Annotated in this window: 32 protein-coding genes; 26 read left to right on the top strand and 6 right to left on the bottom strand. The window is 61.7% G+C overall.

What is annotated here, in order from left to right; all coding sequences use genetic code 11:
- Positions 1–102 precede the first annotated feature (102 nt).
- From sctS to sctW, 6 genes are all read right to left on the bottom strand, one after another.
- Complete coding sequence (sctS, locus tag ACZM8Y_RS06540) at positions 103–366, bottom strand: type III secretion system export apparatus subunit SctS (RefSeq protein WP_479859755.1); 264 nt, start codon at positions 364–366, stop codon at positions 103–105.
- A 154-nt stretch (positions 367–520) separates the two neighbouring features.
- Complete coding sequence (gene sctV, locus ACZM8Y_RS06545; RefSeq protein WP_302554331.1) at positions 521–2,608, bottom strand: type III secretion system export apparatus subunit SctV; 2,088 nt, start codon at positions 2,606–2,608, stop codon at positions 521–523.
- Positions 2,605–3,006 (bottom strand): type III secretion apparatus assembly chaperone SctY, encoded by a 402-nt coding sequence (gene sctY / locus ACZM8Y_RS06550; protein WP_302554333.1) that lies wholly within the window; start codon positions 3,004–3,006, stop codon positions 2,605–2,607. Before sctY ends, sctV begins: the two co-directional genes overlap by 4 nt.
- A 1-nt stretch (position 3,007) precedes the next feature.
- The gene (gene sctX / locus ACZM8Y_RS06555) at positions 3,008–3,376 is read right to left on the bottom strand and encodes a type III secretion apparatus assembly protein SctX (RefSeq protein ID WP_308771772.1); all 369 of its coding nucleotides are present in this window, start codon (positions 3,374–3,376) and stop codon (positions 3,008–3,010) included.
- Between the two features lie 41 nt (positions 3,377–3,417).
- Positions 3,418–3,792, bottom strand: coding sequence for a type III secretion chaperone SycN (gene sycN / locus ACZM8Y_RS06560; protein ID WP_482330291.1), 375 nt, complete (start codon positions 3,790–3,792; stop codon positions 3,418–3,420).
- A complete protein-coding gene (sctW, locus tag ACZM8Y_RS06565) occupies positions 3,792–4,916 on the bottom strand; it encodes a type III secretion system gatekeeper subunit SctW (RefSeq protein ID WP_302554336.1) in 1,125 nt (374 codons plus the stop codon). The genes sycN and sctW overlap by 1 nt, the downstream gene beginning before the upstream one ends.
- A gap of 390 nt (positions 4,917–5,306) precedes the next feature.
- On the opposite strand from sctW, the gene ACZM8Y_RS06570 reads away from it, so the two are divergent.
- The 26 genes from ACZM8Y_RS06570 to ACZM8Y_RS06695 all read left to right on the top strand — a co-directional run bounded on the left by ACZM8Y_RS06570 (position 5,307) and on the right by ACZM8Y_RS06695 (position 25,263).
- Positions 5,307–5,597, top strand: coding sequence for a hypothetical protein (locus ACZM8Y_RS06570; RefSeq protein ID WP_302554337.1), 291 nt, complete (start codon positions 5,307–5,309; stop codon positions 5,595–5,597).
- A gap of 21 nt (positions 5,598–5,618) precedes the next feature.
- Positions 5,619–6,413: a hypothetical protein gene (locus tag ACZM8Y_RS06575; RefSeq protein WP_302554338.1), complete on the top strand. Its 795-nt coding sequence runs from the start codon at positions 5,619–5,621 to the stop codon at positions 6,411–6,413.
- Between the two features lie 26 nt (positions 6,414–6,439).
- On the top strand, positions 6,440–6,985 hold the full coding sequence (locus tag ACZM8Y_RS06580; RefSeq protein ID WP_302554339.1) for a USH1C-binding protein 1: 546 nt from the start codon (positions 6,440–6,442) through the stop codon (positions 6,983–6,985).
- 156 nt (positions 6,986–7,141) lie between these two features.
- Entirely contained in the window at positions 7,142–7,639 is a 498-nt protein-coding gene (locus tag ACZM8Y_RS06585; RefSeq protein WP_302554340.1) for a SycD/LcrH family type III secretion system chaperone, read from the top strand.
- Positions 7,640–7,646: 7 nt separating this feature from the next.
- Positions 7,647–8,657: a type III secretion system translocon subunit SseC family protein gene (sctE, locus tag ACZM8Y_RS06590; protein ID WP_302554341.1), complete on the top strand. Its 1,011-nt coding sequence runs from the start codon at positions 7,647–7,649 to the stop codon at positions 8,655–8,657.
- Positions 8,658–8,836: 179 nt separating this feature from the next.
- Positions 8,837–9,847 carry a hypothetical protein gene (locus tag ACZM8Y_RS06595; RefSeq protein ID WP_308771107.1) on the top strand — a complete coding sequence of 337 codons (1,011 nt, stop codon included), beginning with the start codon at positions 8,837–8,839 and terminating at the stop codon, positions 9,845–9,847.
- Between the two features lie 148 nt (positions 9,848–9,995).
- Positions 9,996–10,322 carry a hypothetical protein gene (locus tag ACZM8Y_RS06600; protein WP_487480033.1) on the top strand — a complete coding sequence of 109 codons (327 nt, stop codon included), beginning with the start codon at positions 9,996–9,998 and terminating at the stop codon, positions 10,320–10,322.
- 755 nt (positions 10,323–11,077) lie between these two features.
- The gene (locus ACZM8Y_RS06605; RefSeq protein WP_482334892.1) at positions 11,078–11,521 is read left to right on the top strand and encodes a CesT family type III secretion system chaperone; all 444 of its coding nucleotides are present in this window, start codon (positions 11,078–11,080) and stop codon (positions 11,519–11,521) included.
- Entirely contained in the window at positions 11,521–13,395 is a 1,875-nt protein-coding gene (gene sctC / locus ACZM8Y_RS06610) for a type III secretion system outer membrane ring subunit SctC (protein ID WP_487480034.1), read from the top strand. The genes ACZM8Y_RS06605 and sctC overlap by 1 nt, the downstream gene beginning before the upstream one ends.
- Positions 13,392–14,876, top strand: coding sequence for a type III secretion system inner membrane ring subunit SctD (gene sctD, locus ACZM8Y_RS06615; RefSeq protein ID WP_482334667.1), 1,485 nt, complete (start codon positions 13,392–13,394; stop codon positions 14,874–14,876). The genes sctC and sctD overlap by 4 nt, the downstream gene beginning before the upstream one ends.
- On the top strand, positions 14,869–15,072 hold the full coding sequence (locus ACZM8Y_RS06620) for a hypothetical protein (protein ID WP_337431965.1): 204 nt from the start codon (positions 14,869–14,871) through the stop codon (positions 15,070–15,072). The genes sctD and ACZM8Y_RS06620 overlap by 8 nt, the downstream gene beginning before the upstream one ends.
- A gap of 28 nt (positions 15,073–15,100) precedes the next feature.
- Entirely contained in the window at positions 15,101–15,361 is a 261-nt protein-coding gene (locus tag ACZM8Y_RS06625; protein ID WP_482334669.1) for an EscF/YscF/HrpA family type III secretion system needle major subunit, read from the top strand.
- A 184-nt stretch (positions 15,362–15,545) separates the two neighbouring features.
- Complete coding sequence (locus ACZM8Y_RS06630) at positions 15,546–15,920, top strand: tetratricopeptide repeat protein (protein ID WP_482334671.1); 375 nt, start codon at positions 15,546–15,548, stop codon at positions 15,918–15,920.
- Positions 15,921–15,946: 26 nt separating this feature from the next.
- The gene (locus ACZM8Y_RS06635) at positions 15,947–16,507 is read left to right on the top strand and encodes a hypothetical protein (protein ID WP_482334673.1); all 561 of its coding nucleotides are present in this window, start codon (positions 15,947–15,949) and stop codon (positions 16,505–16,507) included.
- A gap of 60 nt (positions 16,508–16,567) precedes the next feature.
- Positions 16,568–17,344 carry a type III secretion system inner membrane ring lipoprotein SctJ gene (sctJ, locus tag ACZM8Y_RS06640; protein WP_337431969.1) on the top strand — a complete coding sequence of 259 codons (777 nt, stop codon included), beginning with the start codon at positions 16,568–16,570 and terminating at the stop codon, positions 17,342–17,344.
- Between the two features lie 50 nt (positions 17,345–17,394).
- Positions 17,395–18,027 (top strand): sulfate adenylyltransferase, encoded by a 633-nt coding sequence (locus tag ACZM8Y_RS06645; protein ID WP_489501679.1) that lies wholly within the window; start codon positions 17,395–17,397, stop codon positions 18,025–18,027.
- Positions 18,006–18,626, top strand: coding sequence for an HrpE/YscL family type III secretion apparatus protein (locus ACZM8Y_RS06650; protein ID WP_482333180.1), 621 nt, complete (start codon positions 18,006–18,008; stop codon positions 18,624–18,626). The genes ACZM8Y_RS06645 and ACZM8Y_RS06650 overlap by 22 nt, the downstream gene beginning before the upstream one ends.
- Positions 18,627–18,947: 321 nt before the next feature.
- Positions 18,948–20,264 carry a type III secretion system ATPase SctN gene (gene sctN / locus ACZM8Y_RS06655; RefSeq protein WP_482333182.1) on the top strand — a complete coding sequence of 439 codons (1,317 nt, stop codon included), beginning with the start codon at positions 18,948–18,950 and terminating at the stop codon, positions 20,262–20,264.
- 2 nt (positions 20,265–20,266) lie between these two features.
- Positions 20,267–20,758, top strand: coding sequence for a type III secretion protein (locus ACZM8Y_RS06660; RefSeq protein ID WP_482333184.1), 492 nt, complete (start codon positions 20,267–20,269; stop codon positions 20,756–20,758).
- A 230-nt stretch (positions 20,759–20,988) separates the two neighbouring features.
- The gene (locus ACZM8Y_RS06665) at positions 20,989–21,657 is read left to right on the top strand and encodes a type III secretion HpaP family protein (RefSeq protein WP_302552419.1); all 669 of its coding nucleotides are present in this window, start codon (positions 20,989–20,991) and stop codon (positions 21,655–21,657) included.
- Between the two features lie 98 nt (positions 21,658–21,755).
- On the top strand, positions 21,756–22,811 hold the full coding sequence (sctQ, locus tag ACZM8Y_RS06670; protein ID WP_479859530.1) for a type III secretion system cytoplasmic ring protein SctQ: 1,056 nt from the start codon (positions 21,756–21,758) through the stop codon (positions 22,809–22,811).
- 2 nt (positions 22,812–22,813) lie between these two features.
- Positions 22,814–23,461: a type III secretion system export apparatus subunit SctR gene (gene sctR / locus ACZM8Y_RS06675; RefSeq protein ID WP_482333188.1), complete on the top strand. Its 648-nt coding sequence runs from the start codon at positions 22,814–22,816 to the stop codon at positions 23,459–23,461.
- Positions 23,462–23,484: 23 nt separating this feature from the next.
- The gene (locus ACZM8Y_RS06680; RefSeq protein WP_337431973.1) at positions 23,485–23,820 is read left to right on the top strand and encodes an STAS domain-containing protein; all 336 of its coding nucleotides are present in this window, start codon (positions 23,485–23,487) and stop codon (positions 23,818–23,820) included.
- A gap of 10 nt (positions 23,821–23,830) precedes the next feature.
- Complete coding sequence (locus ACZM8Y_RS06685) at positions 23,831–24,247, top strand: ATP-binding protein (RefSeq protein WP_479859531.1); 417 nt, start codon at positions 23,831–23,833, stop codon at positions 24,245–24,247.
- A complete protein-coding gene (locus tag ACZM8Y_RS06690) occupies positions 24,244–24,942 on the top strand; it encodes a lytic transglycosylase domain-containing protein (protein WP_479859532.1) in 699 nt (232 codons plus the stop codon). Before ACZM8Y_RS06685 ends, ACZM8Y_RS06690 begins: the two co-directional genes overlap by 4 nt.
- Positions 24,943–25,008: 66 nt before the next feature.
- Positions 25,009–25,263 (top strand): lytic transglycosylase domain-containing protein, encoded by a 255-nt coding sequence (locus tag ACZM8Y_RS06695; RefSeq protein WP_479859533.1) that lies wholly within the window; start codon positions 25,009–25,011, stop codon positions 25,261–25,263.
- The last annotated feature ends 1,298 nt before the right edge of the window (positions 25,264–26,561 follow it).

Below are 26,561 nucleotides of genomic sequence, written 5' to 3' on the forward strand. Positions count from 1 at the left end.
GAGGATGCAGGCCGCTTTGCAGCGTGCCGCCCGGCAATGCCGCTGTCTCCCCCTATCCTAGCCCTCTTTTTCGCGCCGGGGCCTTCCCCATCCCTCGCCCAATCAGCGTATCATGTAGAAACGGCTGAAAATATCGTCCGCATAGCGGAGTATTTCACCACTGAGCCATCCCCCCATGATGAAGAGGGTCAGGACTACGGCCAGCAGCTTGACGCCGAAGGTCAGCGTCTGTTCCTGCAACTGGGTGATCGCCTGAATGAGGCTCAACAGGATGCCGATGAGCGAGGCCACGATGATGGGCGGCATCGACAACATGAGCACCAGATAGAGCGCTTTCGTGGCGTAATCAATGGCGGCTGATTCCATAGTGCTGTCCGGCGCGGGGATTCCGCCGACGGGACTCCCGCCGCGCGGCCTCCCCACCAGTCAAAAAGTTTGGGGGGATAGGGGAGGGGGTGCGGGGGAGGGGAAAGGAGACCCTTTTCAAAGGGGCCCTTTCCCCTCCCCCGATCCTCTCTCTTTACAACCTGATCCTGCTGACGGGCTGGATCGAAATCTCAGGCGTAACCTCTTGGTACGAAACAACCGGCAGGCCGTAATGCTCACCCTCGATAAGCCTGCGCACATACCGCCGGATGTCCATGGAGGCCATGAGCACCGGCTTCTGCGTGTTGGCCTTGTACTTCCCGGCGGATTCGGTCACGGCGCGCAGGAAACGCTGCGTCGTATCGGGATCGAGCGCAAGGAACGCGCCCGCCGAAGTCTGCCGGATGGCCTTGCGGATCGTCTCCTCCACCGAGGGGTCCAGCAGGATGGCGGGCAGCATGTTCTGCCCCTTGGAATACATATAGCTGATCTGGCGCTTCAGGGCGCTGCGGACGTACTCGGTGAGCATGACGGTATCCTTTTCCTTGGGGCTCCACTCGATGAGCGCTTCGAGGATGCTCCGCAGGTCGCGGATGGATACCTGCTCCTGCACCAGACGCTGGAAGATTTCCGCAATACGCTGCGTGGGCAGCAGGCGGGTGGCCTCGCGGACCAGATCGGGGGCGCGTTCCTCCATCTTGTCGAGCAGGTACTTGGATTCCTGCATGCCGAGGAACGATGAGGCGTGCCGGGCGAGCAGCAGCGAAAGGTGGTAGGCGAGGATGCGCGCATGGTTCATGATGCTGATGCCCACGCGTTCCAGCGAGGCGGCCTTGGACTCAGGAACCCAGAGCGGTTCGACGTCGGGCAGGAACCGCTCACCGAGCTTGAACTCCACGCCGAGCATGGACAGGTTTTCGCTGGTATCGCGGGCGAGCACCATGCCTTTTTCCAGCTTCCCCCGCGACATGGGGATTTCGTTGACGTTCAGGACATAGGAAAGCCCCGGCAGGCCGGGGTTGGGCCGGATGTTGATGCCGGGGAAGGGCACGCCGAGATCGAAATAGAGTGCGCGGCGCAGGTTCGCCAGCTCCTCGTTGAGCGAAGCGTAGTCGAGGGACGCGCCCATGTCCTCCGAGATGTCGAGGATGATGGGCACGGTGGGCGCGAATTCGTCCCGCTGCGCGCCGGGGCGGGGCTTGGGGCGGGCCGTGGGCGTGAGCGACTTGGAAAGTTCCTCCTTGGCGTCCGGGGCCTGCGGGTTTTCGCTGACGCGCTTGAGCACGTAGCCGAGCCCGCCGAGGAGGGCCGCCAGCGTGAACAATTGCGGCTTGGGGAAGCCGGGGATGAGGGCGAAGAGGAACACCAGCCCGCCCGCCATGAGCAGCGCCTTGGGCTGGGCGAAGATCTGGACGCCGATCTGCGAGCCCACGTTGTCGTCGGAATCGCCGGTCCGGGTGATCAGGATGCCCGCGGAAATGGAGATGAGCAGCGAGGGGATCTGGGATACCAGCCCGTCCCCGATGGTGAGGATGCCGTAAAGGTGCAGGGCCTCCCCCGCGGTCATGCCGTTCTGGGTGATGCCGATGATCGTGCCGCCCACGATGTTCACGACGGCGATGATCATCCCGGCGATGGAGTCGCCTTTTACAAACTTCATGGCGCCGTCCATAGCGCCGTACATCTGGCTTTCCTGGCTGATGCGCTCGCGGCGGCGCTGCGCCTCCTCCATGTCGATGACCCCGGCGCGCATGTCGGCGTCGATGGACATCTGCTTGCCGGGCATGGCGTCGAGGGTGAAGCGCGCCCCGACTTCGGCCACGCGTTCCGCGCCTTTGGCGATGACGAGGAACTGCACGATGGTCAGGATGAGGAAGACCACCGCGCCGACCACGAAATTGCCGCCGAGGGCGAACTCCCCGAACGTGAAGATGATTTCGCCCGCGTCCGCCTGAAGCAGGATGAGGCGCGTGGTCGTGATGTTGAGGCCCACCCGGAACAGGGTGGTGAACAGGAGCAGCGTGGGAAAGACCGAGAAGTCCAGCACCGTCCGCACGTACATGGTCATCATCAGGATGGTGAAGGACAGGGCCATGTTCACGCCGATGAGCGTATCCACCACCGGCGTGGGCAGCGGGATGATCATCAGCGCGATGACGATGACGAGCAGGAAGACGATGTTGATGTCGTTGTGGCGCGTGACCACGCCGACGGCGGAACGGGCCGTGGTGAACAGGCTCATACGCGTTTGCCCATGCTGTTGAAGGGATGTCCGGCCTGCGCGGACGGGCCGCTGCCGGCGAGGTACAGGTATTCGTTGACCGCGGCCCTCGCCTCATCCTTGCGGCCCTGCTGCCAGAGCGCGCGGGCCCGGAGCAGGTGCAGGGCGGCATGGCGGGTGGAGAGGGTTTGCCCGTCCATGGCCCGGTGCAGGAGCCGAAGGGCTTTTTCGGCATTGCCGCGATCCGTTTCAATGGCCGCGAGCGTGGCGGCGGCCCTCCGGGAAATGGCGTCCATGCCTTCGGGGGCGAGCCTGTCCAGCGCCGCGAAGACCGTGGCGGCATTGTCCAGACGCCCCATCCGGTAATACAGATACCCCAGAATGGACAGTGTGCTGCGCTGTTCCTGCGTGAGCGCCACCTTAACCCCCTATCATCAGGCCCATGTAGGCGTTGAGGAGTTCCTTGTTTTGAAGCAGCGGGGCCAGTTCGCCGTCCACCAGCGCCCGGACGGCGGGATCTTCGGAATCCTTCAAGGCTTCCAGGCATCCCGCGAGGTTGCCGGAAAACACCTCCGGGCGGAGGATGTCGCCGTCGCCCGCATCCGGGCAGAGCGCCTGTTCCACGAGGCGGTGCGCGTTGCTTGGGGAATAGAGTTCCTCAAGCCCGGCCTCGCGCAGCACGTTGGCGGCGAGGGGCCTCGCTTCGGGGATGCCGCCGCGCGCTGCCGCCGGGCTTTCCATGATGGCCTGGATGCCGAGGGAAGGATCCAGAAGGTTGATGCTCGGCATGGCTGTCCTCCTTTGCCGGTAAAGAAAAACGGTGTTGCGGGTCAGGCATTGGCGACGGCATCCATGACGCCGCTGAGGAACTGGACGGCCTTTTCAATGCCCGCCGCCGTCGCCTGCCGTTCGGGGAAACGGGTGAGGAGGATGATGTGGCCCTTGTGCAGCCCCCCGGACAGCGGCATGGGATCGGCATGGCGGTAATGGCAGCGTTCGAGCACGCGGCGCGGGGCTTTCACGTCATGCTCCGGCACGGCCCGCGCAAGATAGACGAGCAGTTCGCGTTCCCCGGCGTTTTCGGCAAGCTCCAGATGGAGCCGCCCAAGGCGCTCCACGTCGAGTGCGGCGAGGCCCGCAGGGGAAAGGGAAAAGGCGGGCATGCCCATGCGTCTGCCGAATTCGGCTATTTCACGTTCGATCATCACGCATCCCCCAAACTGGCGAGGTATTCGTCTTCGCGCCGGATGGCCTCGTCCACGGATTCCTGCACGGCGTCGATGACCTTCATGCGGCCTTGTTCGCCGTCGAAAAGCTGGACGGGCAGGTTGCGGGCCATATTCAGAAGCTCCTGAAGGAACAGCACTTCTCGTTCGATGTCCGGGGCCTTGGCTTTGGCGGCGATGCGGCTGATCTGCGTGGCCCCAAGGAAACGTTCGTTGCGCAGGCCGACCAGATCGCCGAGCAGCTCCATCGGGGCGAGCCCGCATTGGATCCCGTGGACATCCTGCCAGCGCTGGAGCAGGCGTTCGCACTGGACATGCGTGCTTTGCAGGAGGCGCACCTGTTCGAGGCTGGCGTGGACGCTTTCGAGATGGGTGGTTTCCATGCTCGGCACGTCCGTGGCGAGATCGTTGCCCAGCGCGCTGAAAAGGAAGTCCATCGCCTTGTCGAAGCCCACATCGCCGTATTTTTCGTGGATGTGGGCGAATGCGGCGTTGACGTCCGTAAAGTCGCAGACGGTCTGGCGGTACAGGTCGCGCAGGCTGTCCGTGCTGTCCAGTCCGGGATACCCGGCAGCGGCGAGCGCGCCCTGGATGCCCGCACGGATCTGCGGGCCGTGTTCGGCTTCGAGTTCGGCAAGCCCTTGGCGGATATCTTCAACAACGGAAGGATCAACGGACGGGTCGCCCGAAAAGGCGTCGAGCGCCTCGGAAAGGGCGGCATAGGCGTCGCTCGGATCGGGAAAGCGGTAAAGCGCCTCGCGCGAAGCCCTTTCCCGGCCTTCGCGGGCGCGCAGGCTGTCCTTCAGGCGGTCGATGTCCTGCGCCTTGCCCGCCTCGTGCATGAGATCCTGATAGAGCTTGACGCGTTCGGCGTAAGCCTCTTCCGCACGCTCCCGTTCCTTGCGATCCTCAAGCTCGTACTCGTCGGTGGTGTCGGCCGCAAAAGTCAGCTCTTCGGCGGCATCGGCGAGCAGCGACATGGGATCTTCCACCTGTACGGCGGCGTTCCCCATGAGCGAACCCGCGGCGAGGGAACCCGCCGTCTGTGCGGCGGCGCTCCCGGCCATCTGGCCCATGTTGGTGACGGAAAAATCTATGGACATGCCTCCCCCTGCCCGGCCCCACCGGGAAATGAGTCGGCCCCCGTGCCCGGAGGCTGCGGGAACACGTGATTCCGGGGGCCGATCCGTACCGGCCCGCGGGAAATCATGCGAGAAATATGCCAACCATCGCCTAGCGAGTATCATAGGCCGCAACGTCTTACAAGCGCCCCCTTTTTGATTGATTTGGGGAATGGGCTATAGTATCTATGAAAAAGGTTTCTCAACTGAATGGGAATAATGTTGGTAGGCGCAAGGCGAAAGTCCGCCAACATCGTTTGTTTTCTTGTGCGCGGAAAACCGCACAACAGGCTTGATGGGCCGGAATCCCCCGTATTTGCTTGTTTGGCACGGAACATGCTTGGAACGAAACATCAACAAAGGAGCAACGAAATGGCATTCACTGAAAAAGATATGCAGGCTCAGGAAGAACAGCTCAACGCCCTTAAAGAGGAATTGTCCCGCCTCGACCAGAAATTTGATGCGCAGCTCAAGGCGATGGGGCTTACGGAAGACGATCTCAAACAGCAGGAGCCGATGACGCCGGAGCTGGAGGCGCTCGTCGCCAAAGCGAAGGAAGAGGCCAAGCGCGCCGGGGAAGCCCGCAAGGCGCAGGCCGCCTTGGACAACCGTCCTTCCGGCAAGGCCCCCGGCGCGGGCCGCCGTGGCGTCGTCCGCCTTTAACCCTAAAGAAAGAAGAAAGATATGAGCCAAGGTATTGGTGAAGTCGGCGGTTCAGGAAACGTCTCCAGCGTGGGCAGCCTCGGCCCGATCACGAGCATCAACTTTATTTTCGCCAAGCTCCAGATGGAACTGGCAGCCACGTCTAAAGAGGCTGCCCGTGACCATATCTCCCAGGTTGAGAAGGCGAATGCGGATCAGAAGGAAGTGGCCGATCTGCTGAACAAGCTGCGCAATCTGCAGGAGAACGCGGCGAATGAGAAAGGCACTTCCAATATGGGGACGTTCAAGAACTGCCAGGCCAAAGACGATTCATCCAAGGGGACGGCGGCGGAAGAGCTCGCCAAGGTGGAAGGCTATATCGCTGACGCCAAGAAGTTGCAGGCGCAGGCCAACCTGAAAACGAAAGAGAATTATGATGTCAGCAAGGAATACGATTCCACCATGATGCCGGACGTCATGGAGCAGTATTTCAAGGACAACGATATCGACTATGCCGATTACGGCGTCTCGGCCCGGCAGAACGGCAGTGAGTGGCAGCGGGCGATTAACTCCCTTGAAGATCGGAAGGCGGCGCTGGAGGTATTCGCATACATGGATACCCACGGGCTTGCCTACAGCACCGGTTCCAGCAAGGATGATCTGGACGTTGCGATCCAGTCCTTGCAGGCGCATCAGGACACCCTCGGCACGGACGTCCAGACGGAGATGGTGTACGTGCAGGACTTCATGGGGCAGTACAATTCGTTTACGCAGGGCGCGAACTCGGCCATCCAGTCCGCTATGCAGACACTCACCAACGTGGCCCGTGGCCAGTAAATCTATAATATCCAAGGAGAATAACAATGGCAGATCCAGTCGGCGGAGCCGGTTCTTCGGGAGGCGTCTCCAGCGTAGGCAGCCTCGGTCCGATCACGAGCATCAACTTTATTTTCGCCAAGCTCCAGATGGAACTGGCAGCCACGTCTAAAGAGGCTGCCCGCGACCATATCACCCAGGTTGAGAAGGCAAATGCGGATCAGAAGAAAGTGGCCGATATGCTTCAGCAGTGCCGCAAACTTCAGGAGCAGGCCAAGTCTAGCGACGACACCACCAAAATGCCCGACGACATACGGAAGTATATGGACGAACACGGTCTCACCTATTCCATGGAGACCAAAGGGGTCGACGAGCCTACGACAGAAACTGCGGACAGTTGGCACAACAAGGATGAATGGGACGTTGCGATCCAGTCCTTGCAGGCGCATCAGGACACCCTCGGCACGGACGTCCAGACGGAGATGGTTTACGTGCAGGACTTCATGGGGCAATACAATTCGTTTACGCAGGGCGCGAACTCGGCCATCCAGTCCGCTATGCAGACGCTCACCAACGTGGCCCGCGGGCAGTAGCCGTTTTTTGCAGAGGGCCATTCCAGCCGTGCCCATCCGGTTGGCAGCGGCCCTCTGCCGGATGGTGGTCGTTTGGGGATGCCCCAATGCCTTATTGGGCTCCCCACCCGCCGGCAACCTTTTTCCCGCTGCTGCGGGCCTCCCAAGGAAGATGTTATGGCAGAACAAAAAGGCGCTGCGGTCGAATATACGCAGGAAGAACTCGAAACGATGACCAAGGCCGTCCTGAACGGCGCCACCATCGGGGACGTGTGCAACATTTCCCAGGATATGCTGGAGTCCTTATACAGCCTCGGATACAACCTCTATACGTCCGGCAACTACAAGGACGCGGAAACCGTTTTTTCCGGGCTGTGCCTGTACGATCACAACGATCCCCGCTTCTGGATGGGGCTGGGCGGAAGCCGCCAGGCCAACGGCAAGTATCGGGAAGCCGTGGATGCCTATGGGCTTTGCTCGGCGATGGAGGCGCTCTCCAGCCCCGTGCCCGTGCTTCAGGCCGGTATGTGCTACCTCAAGATGGGGGATCGGGAAAAGGCCAAAGGCTCGTTCGTCACCGCCGTCTCTATGGGCGAAGAGGGCAACCCGGAACACGAGGCCGCGCGGGGCAAGGCGTCCGCCATGCTCGCCATTCTCGAACAAGCCGAGAAGTGAGGCTGACATGCCTAATGCCATTGACTTTCAGATCGGCTCGAAATTTATGGATCTTATCGGCGGCGCCGATATGGAAAACCTTCCGGATGCCATCAAAAGGGCCCTGGAGGGCATCACGCTGCCGGATGTCCCGGCTTCATCCCCCGACGCTTCCTCACCCGCCGGGGAGCTGCCGACGCTGCCCGCGCCCATGCCGGGATGTCTCTCGCTGGAAACGCTGGCCCAGATGATCAGCAACGAGGTGCGCACGCAGGCCACCAAGGACGGCGTGGCCTCCATTGAGGCCAAGGGGAAGGAGCGCGCCGAGATCAACCAGAAGAAGCTGGAAGAGATCATGGATCGGCTCGAATCCATGAAGTCCAAGGGCATCCTTGACATTTTCAAAAAGATTTTCAGTTGGGTCGGCGTCGTCCTCGGAGCCATCGCCAGCGTCGCCACGATTGCGGCGGGGGCGGCTACGGGGAACCCCTTGCTGATTGCGGGCGGGGCGGTGATGCTTACCATGTCCCTCAACAGCATCCTGAGTATGGCGACCGACGGCAAGGTGAGCATCGGCGCCGGGATAGCCGCCGGGTTGGAGGCCCTCGGTGTTCGGGAAGACATCGCCGCATATACCGGCATGGCTTTTGAGCTTGCGATCACGCTTGTGGGCGTGGGCCTGACTATGGGCGGTTCCTTCGGTTCCGCTGCCGAGACTGCCCGGAAGACGCTGGCGGACGTGGCGGACATTACCCTCAAAGTAACGAATATCAGCAGCAGCGTCGTACAGATGGGCAGCGGCGCGACGGGCATCGCCGGGGCCGTATACGATTATAAGATTTCCAACAGCTATGCCGACACCAAGCTGCTGGAAGCCGTTCTGGAACGGCTCAGGCAGGCGCTGGAAGTGGAGCAGGATTTCATGAAGGGCGTCGTGGAGCGCGCGGGAAAGCTGAACGAAGACGTCAACGAGCTCGTTGAGGGATGCAATGAGTCGCTGACGAACGTCTTGACCAGCGCACCACCGGCGATGGCCTAGTGCGGCGGAAGGTACGCCGTCCCGCCCCGGCCGCCGTTTCGGGCAGCGGGGCGGGAAGGGCCTGCCACGCGGCGGGCAAGGTTTCATGGGGTCAAACAGCCCGTGTTCCCCGCCTTGTGCGGGGTGGATGATGGCCTGATCGTAGACGGGAAGGCCGTAAGCAAGAAGAGGATAGGCATATGTCAGGCATACAAGGGTTGTCATCCGAACAGCAACAGGTTTACAATCAGTTGATAAACGACGCGGGGATGGTCAATGTTTCCCGTGCCTCCGTGGATAAGGAACTGGAGGCCGCGATGGCTGCGGGGCTTTCCTTTCAGGAGGCCGCGGCGAAGGTTCGCGACGATTTGCCGACGCTCGCCCCGCCGAAAAACCCTTCCGGATCACTCGGCGGCTGGGTGGGCGTGGCTTCCCCGATGGCGAGCGTCAATGCCCTCATCACGGAACTATGCGCCGAACAGCGCGAGGAAAACCGCGAGGTCATGAAAGCGCAAACGGATAGTATCGTCACGTCGATGAAGCAGCAGGCTGGTGAAATCCGCGAAAAAGCCGTGGTGCAGCTTATCTGCGGCGTCGTGTCCGATACGGTCAGCATCGGCATGGGCGCTCTCCAGTTCGCCATGGGCATGAAGCAGTTGTCCGCAACCAGGGGGCAGGCGAAGGGCCAGCAGGAACTCACCGAGAACAAGCTGAACCAGGAAACCCGGAGCCTTGAGAAGCAGCAGCGCGCACAGCAGAAGGAACTGAACAAGATCACGCGGGACATAGAAAAGCATGGGGCCGCCAGAGGGGCGGAGAAGCTCCGTGCGGAAGATCAATTACAGCAGACGACCGAAAAGCTGAACAGTAACCGGGCGCAGTTGGATGATATCCGTGCTACCACGGCTAATCCGAGCGCTGCGGAACGGCGGGCTTCGGGCACCTCGCAGGCCTACGGGACCCTAGGGCAGTCCCTTTCCCAGCTCGGGCAGGGAATGGGCGGCCTCGTCGGTCATGTCGGCGATTACCTGGGGGCGCAGTACGACGCCGCCATGAAGGAAATGGAAGCCGATCAGGAACGGATGCGGACCAGCCGGGACTCGTTGAAGAGCATCAACGACGGCCTGACCGAAGTGATCCAGAAGTCGCTTTCCACGCAGGACGACATCCAGAAGAGGATGAACGATACCCGTTCCCGGATTATGGGATAGGAAGGGCGGCGCAGGGCCGCCGCAGGCGCCCCGGCGGGTTCCGTGCCCAAGACGGATGTCCCGCCGGCGGAGGCCGCGCGCTTGGGCGGCACCGTCCACCCGCCTTTATGTGAGGACGTGCGCCACCTGTGCCGCATGTCTGGGGGGTATGACGGGCGGATGCCCGGCGCTTATGGCGGCCTTTGCCGCGCATCTGAGAGGTATACGCTGCGCGGCGTGCCCCGTTCGGCATGATCTGGCCTCTGCCGCCTGTCTGGGTACGCCAGCCAGCCTCGGAAAATGGCGGCAAAATGCTGTTGCTTTCGCCGCCTTTCCGTGGGGGACGCCCAGCCGGATGCCGTCCTTGCTGATGGTGCGGAACCTTTGCCGCGCTTCTGAGGGGTACGCCCTGCGGATGCTGTTATTGTTGACGGTGCGGAACCTCTGCCGCCTGCCTGGGGGGACGCTTCGGCTCCTGATCCAGCGTTCCGCATGAGTTTTGCCGCGTGTCTGGGGTACGCCCTGAAAATATCCTCGGAAACGGGCAGCCCGGCCCTTGCCGCCTGTCTGGGCGGCACCCTGGAGGAAAACGGACTCCCCGGCAAAGGACGCCTTGGGCGGGGGCAATGCTTCGGGGGATTTCGCTGGCGGCCCCTGATGGGGCCGAAGGGCGGGGCGTTGCCTTCGGTGAGGCTCAGGCTTAGGCTGAGGAAGCCATCCCGATCCACGGATAGGGGGCACGCCAAGGCTGCCCGGATGTGGGGCGGGAAACTTTCCAGATGTGGAATGGGAAACTAGGCCGGGGCGCTGCCGCATGGGGGCGAGGCTGCCCGGATGCGGGCGCAGGAAACGTTGAGTATGGGAAGGGCGGGCCTTATATCGGCGGATGCCCGGACGCTGGCGAAACGGGGCCGCATAAAGGCCCGTGCCGAAGCCCGCACCGGCAGATGCCCGGATGTGGGGCGGGAAACTTTCCAGATGCGGGATGGGAGACCTAAGGCCGGGGCGTTGCCGCATGGGGGCGAGGCTGCCCGGATGCGGGCGCAGGAAACATTGAGTATGGGAAGGGCGGGCCTTATATCGGCAGATGCCCGGACGCTGGCGAAACGGGGCCGTACAAAGGCCCGTGCCGAAGCCCGCACAGGCAGATCCCGGATGTGGGGCGGGAAACCATGCCGCCCATTCAAGGCATCCGCGTTTGGTGATTGACAAGGCGTTGTGGAAGGCCGCATAGTCGCCCAAGGAGGCAAGATGTCGCTTTTGCAGGAATCCGTTGACGCATTGACGGCGGCGGCTGGTTGGAAAAAGGCCTCGCCCGGCGCGGACGGCGTCTTTCGCTTTCACCTTGAGGGCGATTTGGACATGGAGTTTTTTTCCCCTGACGGGCGGACGGGCATCCTGCGGGCCGATCTGGGCCCGCTTCCCGACGTGGAACAGGATGCGGACGAGCTCTTGCGGAAATGCGCTTCCCGTGTGGCGGCGGCCGCACGTACCCGGAGGACGGTTCTTTCGGTGGATAATGGCAGGTTTTCACTGCACCTTGTTGTGCCTTTAGCGGAGGGCGCTGCCTTGATGCCGGTATATGCCAAGGACTTTTTGAACGATCTGGCATGGTGGAAAAGGCAGGTGCAGGGCGGTGGCGCGTCGGCGTTTTCTTTTTTCTCCGGTATGCAAGCTTGGAATATGGGGCGCTGATGCGTTGTCGTGGTGGCGTTTCGCTCTTGATGGTTTTGGCGCTCGTTTTGGGGGTGCTTCTGGCTTCCTGCCCGGCGTTTGCCGCTCAGGGGGGCTTTTCCCGTCCATATACGCATTACGCGGATGATGAGGATCTGACCGCCATTCTTACGAATTTCGCCCGTTCGCAGGGGCTCGGCGCTTCGTTCACTCCCGGCGTGGTCGGCAAGGTGAGCGGGCGTTTTGACGCCGTTCCGCCGGAAACCTTCCTCAAGGGGATGCAGGCCGCCTTTGGCGTGGCATGGTATCGGCTCGGCTCCACCCTTTATTTCTACAGCGAATCGGAACTGTCGCGGACGTTCATCACCCCGCGGGCCATGACGGCGGAGCGCCTGTACCAAATGCTTCGGCAATCGGCGGTGTTCTCCTCGCAGTTGCCCGCAACGCTCGCTCCGGGCGGCGCGATGATCGTCGTGTCCGGCCCGCCCTCCTACCTTGCGCAGATTTCGGCCGCCGTCACCGCCTTTGAAGAGGCGCAGGTCAGCAATTTCGTGATGAGGGTCTTTCCGCTCAAATATGCGTGGGCGGAAGACATGTCCGTCAACAGCATGGACAAGACGGTGACCATCCCCGGTGTGGCGAGCATCCTCAGGGCTATGGTCACCGGTTCGCCCAATTCCACGACCCGGGTGACGCAGGACACCGCCACTGTGGACAAGCTCTCCGGTACCGGGCTCATCGCACAGGGCCGGGTGGCGCCCGTGGCTCCCGATGCTTCCGCCCCCGACGCGCAGCAGGGCGGGCAGGCCGCCCCGCAGAACGCCACGCAAGTGAATATTATGGCCGATCCGCGCGTCAATGCGGTGCTGGTCAATGACGCCGAATACCGGATGCCGTATTACGCCAAAGTCATCGCGGATCTCGACAAGCCTGTGGAGCTCGTGGAAATCCATGCCGCCATCGTGGACATCGATTCCGACTTCAAGCGCGATCTCGGCGTTACCTATCAGGGCGCGAACAGCCGGGACAAGGGCTGGAGCACCGGAGGCGAGTTTTCCGGCACCGGCGACAAGTTTTCGCCCCTGCCCACGATGGGCGAACCGTCCGGGACGGGCATGAACCTGTCCACCATCTATACGCACGGCGCGGACTTCTTCCTTGCCCGCATTCAGGCGCTGGAGGCGGAAGGCGAAGCCCGGATGCTCGGCCGCCCTTCGGTGCTGACCGTGGACAACGTGCAGGCCACGCTGGAAAACACCAGCACCTATTACATTCAGGTGGAAGGCTATCAGGCGGTGGATCTGTTCAAGGTCGAGGCGGGGACGGTTCTGCGCGTGACCCCGCACATCATCCGCGACGAATACGGCCAAACCTCCATCAAACTTGCGGTCAGCGTGCAGGACGATCAGAACGACAGCAAGGATACGCCGGTCAGCGCCAACAGCGTTCCGCCCATCAAGCAGACGAAGATCAACACGCAGGCCATTGTGGGCGCGGGGCAGAGCCTGCTCATCGGCGGGTACTACTATGAGCAGAAGTCCACGGATGCCAGCGGGATACCGATTCTCATGCACATCCCCGTGCTCGGAAACCTTTTCAAGACGACGAGCAAAGGGACCAAACGCATGGAGCGCCTGATCCTCATCACGCCGAAGGTCATCCATTTGGGCGAGAACCCGACGGCGCCGTCCCGCGTGGACGAGCCCACATTCCACAGATCACCGACGCAGGCCGATTATGAGGAACGGGTTCCGACGGCCCCGCAGAGCGGGTGCTCCCGCAAACGGCCCAAACTGGAGCCGGTGGCGCCCGCCGCGGCGATCCCGCTGTCGCCGCCCGCGGCAGGGCAGTCGCCCGGAGCACAGGCACAGGCGCGGCCTGCGGGAGCGTTATGAGCGCCTCCGGTCTGACGGCCTTTCGCCTTTTTTCCGGCCCCCACATGGGGGCGGAACTTGTCTTGCCCGCAGGGAGCCAGCTTGTAGGGTCTGATGACTCTTGCGACATCATTCTTCAAGACAGCTCGGTCGCTTCCCGGCACGCAAACATCGCCATAGGCTTTTCCGGGGACGGCGTCCCGTCCGTGCGGGTGACGCCGCTCGACGGAGAGGTGCTGCTCAATGGCGCCCCCTTGCCGTCCGATGGCGCGGACATCCCCGCGCGCACGCCGTTTTTTCTGGGCCTGACCTGCATGGCGTGGGCGGAGCCCGGCGAATCGGCGGACGCATGGCGTCAGGTCGCATCGGGCTTGCAGGAGCGGCGTTCGGCACAGGAGCGCCCGGAGCCCGTGGAGCCGCAGGCCGAAGAGCCGATCATGGATCTCGGCGAGCCGATGATGCTGTTGGACGAAGGGGCTTCCGTAGGCGCCAACGGCGTTGGCAAAACGCTTTGGGGGCGGCTGCGCTCCTTGCCTCCGCAGAGGTTGGCCCTGTCCTTCCTTCTTTTGCTGGGCCTGTGCGGGCTGACGTTTTCCTATGCGGGCAGAACCCCGGACGCGGAAACGAGAGTCAAAGAAATCCAAGCGATTATTGATGAAAACGGTTTTCGCACGCTGGTCGTCTTCCCGCAGGGTGAAGGTGTCGGCGTGCAGGGGATACTCCGTGACGATGCTGAAAGGGCCGATCTGCTGCGTTTGGCACAAAGCGTGCAATACCCTGTTTATCTTGATGTGACGCTCCGTGGGGACAGGGTCGATGCCGTAACCTCGGCCTTCGCCAGCCGGGGGTTCTCCCTTTCCGTGCAGGAAAAGACGGAGAACCCGGATGACGGCCTGCATATCGCCGGGTACATGAAGGACGGGCTCGTGGAAGAGCAGGCTTTTTCCGCCGTCCGTGAAGATGTCCCGGTACTGCGGGAACAAGCCGTCTGGAGCCGCCTGGACAGGGCCATCCGTCACGCCGACGCGGTCGAAGCGGTTTTGTTGCCGCTCTTGAAGGAGGCGGGGCTGTCGTTTGTGCAGGTTCGGTTCCTGCCCGGAAAGGTGGAGCTTGCGGGCCGGTTCGACGTGGCCCAGCGTATCCGGCTGGACGGCGTGCTGGACAAGGCCAGGGCGGAACTCGGCGTCCCGGTCGTATTCGATGTGGTTGCGTCGTTCGAGAAAAGGCGGCCTCAGGCCGAAGCCCGGCACGAAGCCGCTGCGCCGCAGCAGGCGGAGGCGGGGGATGCCCCCGCGCCGCAAGCCGATGACGTGCCGGAACTCCGGGTGACCGGGGTAACCTTGACGCCCATGCGTTTCGTCAGCCTGGCTGCGGGGCAGCGCGTCTTTGAGGGCGGCCTGCTTCCCGGCGGATATGTGCTCGAGTCCATCGATGTGAAGGAGTTGAAGCTCCGCAAGGATGGGCGGATAATCGTGTATCGACTGAGAGGTTCCAATGAGTGACGCGATGGTTTCCGTGCTGGATGTCCTTGATGAGCCCCGCGCCCTGCAGGGCATCCGGGATGAGGTTCTGGAAATGGATCTGGCCGTCAAACGGCATATGGATACGGGGTTGGCCCCCGACGAGTGGGCTGTGGCGCAGTCCGTCCGGGAAGCGACGCAGGCAGCGTTGCACGCTATGGACAACATGGTGAAGTAAAAGGATTTTTAACTAAAGCGAGTTTGCCATGAGCATCAGCGGCACGAGCGGAACGCCGGGATTGAACGTCAATGAGCTGTTCAACAGCGGTTTGGATTCGATCAGTAGCAAGGGCAAGAATTTACAGACGAAGATGACCGAAATGCTGGGGCAGGAAAAGGTCGAGCCCGAAGACATGGTGGTTCTCCAGTTTGAAGTCGGGCAATACAATGCGATGCTGGAATCGCTTTCGTCCGTCACGAAGAGCATGACGGATATGATGAAGAGCCTTGCCCAGCGTACCGGCTGAGTTTGTTTCCCGTCCGAAATCTGGTTCAGGGGCCGCACCCCGGATGCCTCCGCGCGGCCCCATCCTGCGCATGGCGCGCCGGGCGGGATGACGGACAAGGGGAAGGGGCTGCCCCCTTCTCCCCTTTTTGCGTTCAGGCGGGGTTGCCGAGCGGCCCGCATCTTTTTACGATTGGAGAAATGCCATGTTGTCCGATACCCAGATCAGCCGTTTGCTTGATGTCGCCAACGCCGCATGCCACAGAGGGAACGTGCTGGATGCGCGTACCGTCTATGCGGGGGTGCTTGCGCTCCGTCCGGGATTCGCGCCCGCCCTTATGGGCAAGGCCCTGAGCCATATTGTGGTGGATGATTTCGACGAGGCCGAACGGATCTTGAAAGACGAAGTGCTGGCCGCCATGCCGGAAGATGGGGATGCGCAGGTGCTGCTTGGCCTGTGTTATACGCTGGCGAAGCGGCAGGCCGAAGCCGAAGCGCTGCTTGGCCCGCTGGCCGCCGGCGAAGGCCCCAGGGCGGAGCTGGCGGGCGGGCTGCTTGAAAAACTCCGGCAAGAACCGTAGGCTGGCGCAATCCGGCGGAGGTGGCAGTGGACATTTCCGGTCTTGGGGCTTCAAAGCTTTTGGAGGCGCTGGAAAAACTGGGCGTCTCCAAGGGGGCCGAACTGCGGAGCCTTGGCCCGCAGGGGGAGCCTCCCGCCGAGCTGGTGCGTGCCTTTGAGGATGCGCTGCACGCACCGGATGGGCAGGGCGGCCCGTCCGTGCAGGGCGCTGCCGAAGGCTCACGGGAGGGCGGGCAGGGTACTCCTGACGTGGCGCGGGTGGATGAGGCAATCCCTTCGGGCCGCTCCGAAGGGCCCGTGTACGGCATCCCTGAGGGGAGCCGGGTTGACGGCATCGGCGGCCCGATGCGGATGGAACCGGCTTCCGGGCCGCAGGCCGTGGAAGGGCGGTCGGATGCTGTTCAAGCGGACGGTGTGCAGGAGCTGGCCCGGCTGCTTGAGCGGGTCGGCGGCGGGAACGCTTCCGCGGCGGAGCTGTACCAATTGCAGTTTCTTGTGGGGATGCTCCGGGTACAGGCCACGGGCGGGGCGAAGTTGTCGCAGCAGGTCAATCAGGGTTTTGAATCGCTGTTGAAGCAGCAGGGGTAGAATGTGACGGAAACGGGGCGTGGACATATGACGGAAGCACGTAGATCCGGGAAAAAAGGGATGCGCCGGCTCCCGTTCCTGTTGGTGTTGCTGCTCTGCGCGGCGCTTTTGGGCTGTCAGGTCGAAGTGTACCGCGGGCTGACCGAGGCGCAGGTCAATACGATGCTGTCCACGTTGCTCAAGCGCGGCATCCGGGCCGAGAAAACCGCCGCCGGAAAGGCCGGGTTCACCTTGTCCGTGGATGAGGATCAGCTTGTCCAGTCCCTTGAAATCCTGAAGGAGAACAACCTCCCGCGGGCGGACTACGAAAACCTCGGCAAAGTTTTTTCCGGGCAGGGGATGATCTCCTCCGCCTCGGAAGAGCAGGCCCGCATGGCCTACGCCATCTCACAGGAGCTGTCCGATACCTTCTCCCGCATCGACGGCGTGCTGACGTCCCGTGTCCATGTGGTGCTCGGAGGCACGGATCAGGCCACCGATGCGCGTATCCTGCCTTCCGCCGCCGTTTTCCTCCGCCATACCCCGGACTCGCCCGTCGTCAATCTGGTCGCCAAGATCCGTGAGCTTACGTCCAAGGCCGTGCCGGATCTCGACTATGAACGTGTCTCCGTCATGCTTGTTCCTGTGCGGGAACAGGTTTCCGTGCCCATGCAGCCGGCCCCGAAATTCCTCGGATTGCCGCTTGCGCCGGAGAACGGGCCGCCGTATGCCCTGATCGGGGCCGGAATCGTTTTTGTGGCGGTGCTCGCCGGGCTTGTGCTGTTGGCGCTTTCCCTGCGTGATGCCCTGCGGAAGCGCAAAGAGGCGGCGGACGCCTCGGAAGATCAGCCGTCGTAACGCCGGCACGCCGGACAGGTATGCACACCTCGTTTTTTTCGGACATCATTGTGCGGAAACCCGCACTGTTTCGGGCTATGCTGTCCTTCAACGGCCGCTTGGATTCCGCTGCGCCGGACTGCCCCGAAGAGTGGCGCGTTCCCGGTTTGGATGCGGCGGTTGTGGCGGCGGAACTGTCGCGGCGCGGCTCGCCCGTATTGGCGTGGCCTGTCGCCCCGCCGGAAGAAGGCTTTTGGGATTTCACCGAGGAGTCACGGCGCTTGGCCTTCCTGAGCGCGGAAGAGCTGGAGCGTCTGGGCAAGGTGTTCGGCGTGTGCGTCCACGCTGCGGAGCTGGCCCGCATCATCGCCCGCGAGCCTGTCTTGGCCCTGCGTGGTGCGCTGGGGGAACCGCTGTACCGCTACGGCATCCAGCGCGGGCAATATCAGCTCGGCAGTGTGCGGCAGTTTTTCCTGAGCCGCGACGTCCGGGAGCCGCTTCTGGAACGTATGCAGCGCCACGGACGTCTGGCGATTGCCATTTGCCGCGCGTCTTGGCCCGCCGCCTTGAAGGAACGGGCCGTCGGGAATCTTGAGGATGCGCCGCCGTCAGTGCCGCCCGCGGTTCAGCGGGCCGTATGGTTTGGTCTGAAGAAGCTGTTGCTGAAGGAGGTCGCACCGCAATGGGCTCCCTGTTTCGATTGACCGGGGACACGGTAACCCCCTCCGCCGGGACGCGTGTGCTCAAAGCCTCTGAAGCCGCCATACTTCTTGAGGCCAACGCCGTGCTTGACGCGGCCCGCGGGCGCGTGGCCGACATGGAGCGCAAGGCCGGGGAAGCCTATGAGCGGCGGCGCGAGGAAGGTTACCGCGACGGCGTGGAGGAAGGCCGCCTCGAACATGCCGAGAAGGTAATGGAGACCGTGCTGTCGTCGGTCGAGTACATCGAAGGCATTGAGGCCACGCTGGTGAATGTGGTTACGGCGGCCGTGCGCAAGGTCATCGGCGAGATTGACGAAAACGAACGCATCGTCCGTATCGTCCGCAATGCGCTGGTGACGGTTCGCAATCAGCAGCACGTGACGATCCGCGTGGCGCCCGCTGACGAAAAGGCCGTCCGGGAGGAGTTGGCGTCCATGCTGGCCTCCGCGCCGGGCGGGGCCAGTTTTCTGGATGTCGTGTCGGATGCGCGTCTTGAGCGGGGGGCGTGCCTCTTGGAAAGCGAGCTCGGCGTGGTTGACGCCAGCCTTGAGACGCAGCTCAAGGCGCTGGAAAACGCCCTGCGCGCAAAAATCGCTTCATAGCGCGAACCGGGTGTGGACAGCGCCGACAGCCGATTCAGCCGCAGGCCCCACATATGGGCGCGGCCCGGTTCATTGGTGTATACGGTTCCCCCAGTACAGGGCGGCGTATGCCGCTCGCGGCGCGATTGGGAAAGGGGAGGGTGCCCACCTGTGCCCTCAGGGATATTCACTTTTCTGATATTTTGGGGACGTGTTCAGTTGGCATTGTGGCTTGCTATGGCGTCGTTTTCATTGAACGCGTGAACGTCTCCCCCTGCGGGGCAATCGGGCGAATGCCTGCCGCATCCCGCGGATATGGTTTGATAAACGGACGGATGCCCTATGGCCTTTGAATATATCGGAGCGCTTCTTGAGGAAGCGGTGCAGTCCACCACCTCGGTGGAGGTGCGGGGCCGCGTGGAGCAGGTCGTGGGAACCATCATCCGGGCCGTGGTGCCGGGGGTGAAGGTCGGCGAACTGTGCATCCTGCGCAACCCGTGGGAGGATTGGACGCTCCGGGCCGAGGTCGTGGGCTTCGTCAAGCAGGTGGCCCTGTTGACGCCGCTCGGCGATTTGCAGGGCATTTCGCCCGCCACCGAAGTCATCCCGACGGGGGAAATCCATTCCGTGCCCGTGGGTGAGGATCTTCTTGGGCGCGTCCTGAACGGGCTCGGCGATCCCATCGACGGCGGGCCGCCGCTCAAGCCCCGGACTCATTATCCGGTCTACGCCGATCCCCCGAACCCCATGCTCCGCAAGATCATCGACAGGCCGATTTCTCTGGGCCTGCGCGTGCTCGACGGGGTGCTTACCTGCGGCGAAGGCCAGCGCATGGGCATTTTCGCGGCGGCAGGCGGCGGTAAAAGTACGCTCTTGTCCAGCATCATCAAAGGCTGTTCCGCCGACGTGTGCGTGTTGGCGCTGATCGGCGAGCGCGGCCGAGAAGTGCGCGAGTTCATTGAGAACGACCTTGGCCCGGAAGGGCGGAAAAAGGCCGTGCTGGTCGTGTCCACATCCGACCGTTCGTCGATGGAGCGCCTCAAGGCCGCGTACACGGCCACGGCGGTGGCGGAATATTTCCGGGATCAGCACAAGAGCGTTCTGCTCATGATGGACTCGGTGACCCGTTTCGGGCGCGCCCAGCGCGAAATCGGCCTTGCCGCGGGCGAGCCCCCGACCCGGCGCGGCTTCCCCCCGTCCGTGTTTTCGACGCTTCCCAAGCTGATGGAACGGGCGGGCAATTCGGACAAGGGCTCCATCACGGCGTTGTATACCGTGCTGGTGGAGGGCGACGACATGACGGAGCCCATCGCGGACGAAACCCGCTCCATCCTTGACGGGCACATCATCCTGTCCCGCAAGCTGGCGGCGGCGAACCACTACCCCGCCATCGACGTGCAGGCCAGCGTCAGCCGCGTCATGAACGCCATCGTTACGAAGGAGCACAAGAAAGCCGCGCAGGCGCTCCGCAAGGTGCTGGCGAAGTTCGCCGAGGTGGAATTGCTTGTGCAGATCGGCGAATACAAGAAAGGCTCTGACAAGGAAGCCGACGACGCGCTGGCCCGGATCAACGCCGTAAACGCGTTCCTCAGGCAGGGGTTGGACGAAAAAAGCACTTTTGAGGAGACGTTGCAGGCGCTGTATAAGGTGGTGGCCTGAGCGTGGAAAAGTATCCTCTGGCCCCATTGCTTAGAGTGCGCGAATACCGGGAGGATGCGGCAAAGAATGCCCTCAGCGCCGCCGAGCGCGCCGTGGTTGAGGCGCAGGAGGCGGTGGAGCGGTGCCGCAGGGAGCTGGAGCGTTACAAGGTCTGGCGTCAGGAAGAGGTTGAGCGCCGCTATGACGCGATCATGGGCAAGGGCCTGAGCCTCAAGGAACTGGATGTGTTCAAGGCCGGGCTCGGTGCGTTGGCCGACGGCGAGCTGAAGCTGGAAGAAGCCATTGCCAAAGCGCTTGAGGACGTGAAAAAACGTCAGGAGGATGCGCGCAAGGCCAGGGAAGCCGCGCGGCAGGCCCAGCACGAGACGGCCAAGATCGTGGCGCATCGGGATATCTGGCTCGTCGAGGCCAAGCGCGAGGCCGAGCGTCTGGAAGATTTGGAAATGGAAGAATTCAAGCCGCTGCCGCCTCAGGGGGCAGAAGGCGAGCTTTAGGCCGTTTCGCCCCGCATGGGCAGGGGCATTGCGGGAAAGGGAGGCTTTCTGGAGGGACGTTTCCCCTCCGGCGTCCCGGAATCTGCCGATACGGAAGGTATCCCCCTTCCCAAATGTTTTTGTGTCCGCCATGCGCGTATGGCTTTTCGGGGGCTGCGTGCCGGTTGGAGCGATGGCCCTTTCACAATGAAACAACCCGTCCATAACCGGAGAAAAGCGGGAGGTGCCGCATGGCTGATTTTATGAAGGTGGATATGTCCCGGCTCGGACAGGCTGAAGGCCGGTCTGCGGCGTCCGGGATGGCTGCGCCGTCAGGTGCGGACGTGGACATCTTTCAGCAGGCCATGCGGCGGGGCCCGCTTGACGAACGGCAGGGTTCCGGGGGAGGTTCCGACGAAGGGCGCGGGGATTCCCATGCTTCCGATGAGGATGCCCCAGCCGAGGCCGAAGGGCTTTCCAGCATGTTTTCCCGGATGGCCGGGCCGCTGGATACGCTTTTTGCCGGACGCATGGCGCAGGCTGAAGCGGCGGCTCCGTCCGGGGATGCCCCGGATTTGGGCGCGCTGGCGGAAAAGCTCGTGGAGCGGATTCTGGTTTCCGGGCCTGATGGGGGCCACGAGATCCGCCTTACCCTTGGCAAGGATATCCTCCCCGGAACCGAAATCCGGCTTCAGCGCGGGATCGACGGCATGCTGTCGGTTCGTTTGGCGACGGACAACGCCGCATCCTTTCAAACCCTCGTCGGCGCGCAGGAATCCTTGAAGGCGCGGCTTGAGCCGTTTGAAAAGGATGTCCGCGTCGAAGTGGTTTCCGAAGGGGACGGGGCCGAAGCCGAAAACGGCGATGGGCGCCGGCAGTCGCGCGGCGAGTATGTCGCCCCGGACGAACGGGATGCCTGAACCCGGCGCACGGGGAGGAACGCCGCGCCAGCCGTTTGAAGGGGCGCGGTCCGCAACCTTTTGCAGCAAGCCCTCCATTGCCGGGGGCGGAGGAGTAGATGGAGATACTGCCTTTCCGGGCTCCGGCGCTTTCGCCGCTTGAGGCGCACGTCTTCAACCTGCTGTGTACGCGGGCGCAGCCGTGGCCCATTGATGTGGCCGGTACGCCGTGCGCGCTGGAGGCCGCGTACCTTACGGCCCCGGTTCCTCCGGTATGCGCTTTTGACATCGTTTGCGGCGAACGGGCATGGCGCATGGAACTCGGCAGCCTGCGCTTGCTGGCTTTGCATCCGGCGGTGGCGGATGTGCCTCCGGACGCCGCACTGCCTGAGGCGCTCCAGTTGGCGGTTCTCGGCTTGCTGGCGGCTCCTCTGGCGGAACTGGCCCAATCCTTTTTGCATGTGCCGCTGGCTGTCCGCAACATTCGGATGATCAAGGCGGCGGAACCGGCCGTTTGTGCGCTCCCCCTGACGCTGCGCGTCCCGGCGGCGGCCTCGGCAGAGGCGTATCCGATCCCCGTCAGGCTGTGCCTGCCGGATCGGGAGAGCGCGCTTGAACTGGCGGAACGTCTGGACGCCCTGCCGCGCCGCCGCGTACCGGGGCTTGCCGGGAACGTGCCGGTTCCGGTCAGCCTCGAAGCGGGCCGTATGCGGCTTTCCGTCAACGAGTTGTCTTCCCTTGAACCTGACGACGTGCTGCTGCCGGAAGTTTATCCGGCGCGCGAGGGCCGCGCTGCGCTCCGCCTCTGCGCCACGTCGCGTTCCCTTGCGTTCGCCTGCTCCCTTGCGGAGGGCCGTGCGACCATCCTTTCCGTCCTGAACCCTGAGGAGGAGCCCATGTCCGACGAAAACAATGCGGCTGCCGGGGCCGCGCCGTCCGAAGGCGTCGATGCCGGCGAACTGGAAGTGACGCTGACCTTTGAACTGGAACGCCGCCTCATGACGGTGCGGGACGTGGAGACGCTCGCCGCCGGCTATACCTTTGCGTTCGGCGGCGATGCGCTCGCCCCGGTCACGCTGTACGCCAACGGCAAATCCATCGGCAAGGGGCGACTGGTGGATCTGAACGGGACGCTCGGCGTGCAGGTCGTCAGCCTCGGCAAGGCGGGAGAATAGGCATGACGGGCGTGAATCCGTTGTATTTCATTGCGGGCATGGCGCTGTTGGGCCTTGCCCCGTTTTTCCTGATGATGGTCACGTCCTACGTGAAGATCGTTGTGGTCACGTCGCTCGTGCGCAACGCCCTCGGCGTGCAGCAGGTTCCGCCCGCGATGGTCATGAACGGCCTTGCCATCATCTTGAGCCTGTTCATCATGGCCCCCATGATGAGTACGATGGACATCGCCGGGAAACTCCAGATCAGCGCGGATCCTTCGCCGAAGGAAGTCATCGGTATCGTCGACAAGCTGTCGCCGCCGCTGCGCAAGTTCCTCTCGGACAATACGGAGGACGGCGTGCTCCGGGCCTTCATGAGCACGGCGAAACGCATCTGGCCCAAGGAACAGCATGATCGGATTTCCAAAGACAACCTGCTGATCCTCGTGCCCGCGTTCACCATTTCCGAATTGACCAAGGCGTTTCAGGTGGGGTTCCTGCTGTATCTGCCGTTTATCGCCATCGACCTCATCATCTCCAACATCCTGTTGGCGATGGGCATGATGATGGTATCCCCCATGACCATTTCCCTGCCCTTCAAACTCCTGCTTTTCGTGACCCTTGACGGGTGGCTCAAGATCAGTCAAGGATTGCTCTTAAGCTATAAATAGCAACAACATCAGGAAGAATACGTATGCAAGTCGTTACATCGGAACAGGGCTGCGTCAGCATCATTGCGCTTACCGGAAGGATTGACGCAACCACGGCGAACGTTTTTGAAACCTCCTGCCGCGAGCTTTTGGATTCCGGGGCCAAAAGGGTCGTGGTGGATCTTGGCGGCGTCGAATACATCAGTTCGGCAGGGTTGCGGGTCATTTTGACGATGGTCAAGGCGAGCAAGTCCGCCGCGGCGACGCTGGCGTTTTGCTCCATGCAGTCGATGGTGGCGGAAGTTTTCAAGATTTCGGGGTTCAGCTCGATGCTTCCCATCTACGCCACGCGCGACGAGGCCGTCAGCGCCCTTTCCTGAGGAGGCGATCATGGCGACGCTCAGCGTTCCGGCCAGCCTTGAGCAGTTGGCGAATGTCAATACCTTTATCCACGAGGCCATCCCTCCCGCATACAGGCCGCTGATCCCGCAGGTGGAGCTTGCCGCTGAGGAGCTTTTGGTCAACGTATTCAGCTATGCCTACCCGGATGCCCCCGGCGAAGCGCAGGTCGCCTGCCGGGAAGTGAGGCTCGACAACGTGCCGTACTTCTGCTTTAAGGTGCAGGACTGGGGCGCGCCTTTCGATCCTTTCCTTGAGGCGCCGGTTCCAGATGTGTCGCTCGGCGTGGACGAGCGCCCCGTGGGTGGGCTCGGCATCCATTTGATCAAGTCCGTAGTGGCCCACTATACCTATGCCTACTGCGAACAGTCGAATATCATTGAACTTTATTTCGCGTTGCCAGAGTGATCCGTGTCCTGAGTTTTTGTTTGGCGGCGGGGATGGTCGTGTCCGGCACGGCTTCGGCGGGCGTCATCCTGCATGAGGAGCGTTCGACGGACGAGCGTCCGGCCCAACGCCTGCGCCCCGTGAATCCCGGCACCCAATCCGAAAGCCCCCTGCCGCCGCGTCCCTCCATCCCTACGGAAAACCTGCTCGACCAGATGGACATTTACGCGCTGTCGCCCCATGCGGCGGCGCTGTCCCTGCCGCGCATGGTGTCGCCTCAACTGGTTCTCCGCGCCCATGCCGGAAAAGGGGCGCTCCCCCCGCCCGCCGTCTGGCGGGATCTCGTAGCCAAGGCCAGCGAGCGATACGGGCTCGATCCCCGTCTTATCGCGGCGGTGATCAAGGTGGAGTCCAATTTTGAAAATATCGCCGAATCCGGGAAAGGCGCGCAGGGGCTCATGCAGCTTATGCCGGAGACGCAACAGGTGCTCGGCGTCATCGATCCTTTCGATCCTGAGGCCAACGTGGACGCCGGGAGCCGTTACCTTCGCCAGCAGCTTGACCGTTTCGGCAGGCTCGATCTCGCACTCGCCGCCTACAATGCCGGGCCGGGCAACGTCCTGCGCTATGGGGGCATCCCGCCTTTCGCCGAAACCCAAGCCTATGTAAGCAAGGTGCTGTCTCTGCTGGGAACCGGATCGGAGCAGGGCAAATAAGCCTGAAAAGGATGTTTCCCATCATGGGGCGTACAAAGCCCCTTTTCATAGCCCGCCGCGCAACTTTTGCCTGTCCCCCTGCGCCAGTTCGCTTTTGAAAAACTCCCTCCTTTCGCTCCTGAGGCCAACGTGGACGCCGGGAGCCGCTACCTGCGCCAGCAGCTTGACCGTTTCGGCAGGCTCGATCTCGCACTCGCCGCCTACAACGCCGGGCCGGGCAACGTCCTGCGCTACGGGGGCATCCCGCCTTTCGCCGAAACCCAAGCCTATGTAAGCAAGGTGCTGTCTCTGCTGGGAACCGGAGCGGAGCAGGGCAAATAAGCTTGAAAGGGATGTTTTCCATCATGGGCGTACAAAGCCTCTTCTCATAGCCCGCCGCGTAACTTTTGCCTGTCCCCTTGCGTCAGTCCGTTTTTGAAAAACTCCCTCCGTTCCCGTTTCTTCTTTCTCAAAAGATCCGCTATCGGAGGTGTTCACTTTTGCAATGAAAACCGCATTTCAACCATCTGAAATTCAAAATAAATTTTTTAGAAAATCATCGAAAAGGCGAATGTTTCGTCATCGCAACCCATTGACGCTTAGCCCAATCATAGGGCGTGGCTGTTTTTTATATGGCTCTGCCATAGTATGTGGTTGTTTCATCTCCACAGTGCGGTGAAAAATACAGCCTTTTTCTCCGGTTTTCCCCTTGGCGGGATCCACGGCTAAGGCATTTTTCCGATTATCCCTTTGGAACTTCAAGGAAAAAAGCACCAACCGTTTTCTATAACACAGCCTTTTTTATATGGCTCTGTCATAGTACACGGTTGTTTTGTTTTAGCAATATATTGAAAATATATACTTTTTCTCCAATTTTTCCGCTGGTGGGCTCTGTGATTGGGGATTTTATTGGTTATTTCTTTGGAATTTCAAGGAAATAAAGTATCAACCGTTTTCTATGACACAGCCTTTTATATTCACAATATACTGAAACTATAGATTTTTGTCCGTTTTTTCGCTGGCGGATTCCATAGCTGTGGCGCTTTGTCGGTGATCCCTTTGAAACCTTAAGAAAGCATCAACCGTTTACAGTAATATAGACTGACATTTTTGGCTGTGTCATAGGAAACGGTTGATGCTTTCTTGAAGCTCAAAAGGAATAACCAATAAAATATCTCAACCATAGAGCCCTCCAACAGAAAACTTGGAGAAAAAGGCTGTATTTTCACCATACTGTAGAGATAAAACAAGGTTGTATCGCCGTTTTTATATGTAACTATTGAAAATAATCTTTTTATGGTTTAAAATGGTTAAATAATTTCAATGGATTATATCTAATTAGCGACATGGCCACCACATTCCATGACAGAGCCATGTTTTTTCTTGAAATCCCCAATAAAGAATCAATGGCATGGTTCGGTCAAGGAGCCTTATAATAAAGATATTATATATTCACCGCATGGTATGAATATGCCAATCATATCCTGTGAAAGAGCCTTCCCCAAAAAGCAGACAGAATACACAAAGAAAATCCCTCGCCGCACGGAAAAGCCGCCGCGAGGGATTCCATAAGAGTGAAAGTCTTTGGTGGAGGAGGGGAGGGGCGTGGGGAGGGGAGGAGGGCCCTTTCTCCAGAAAGG

The organism is Bilophila sp. (assembly GCF_057864385.1).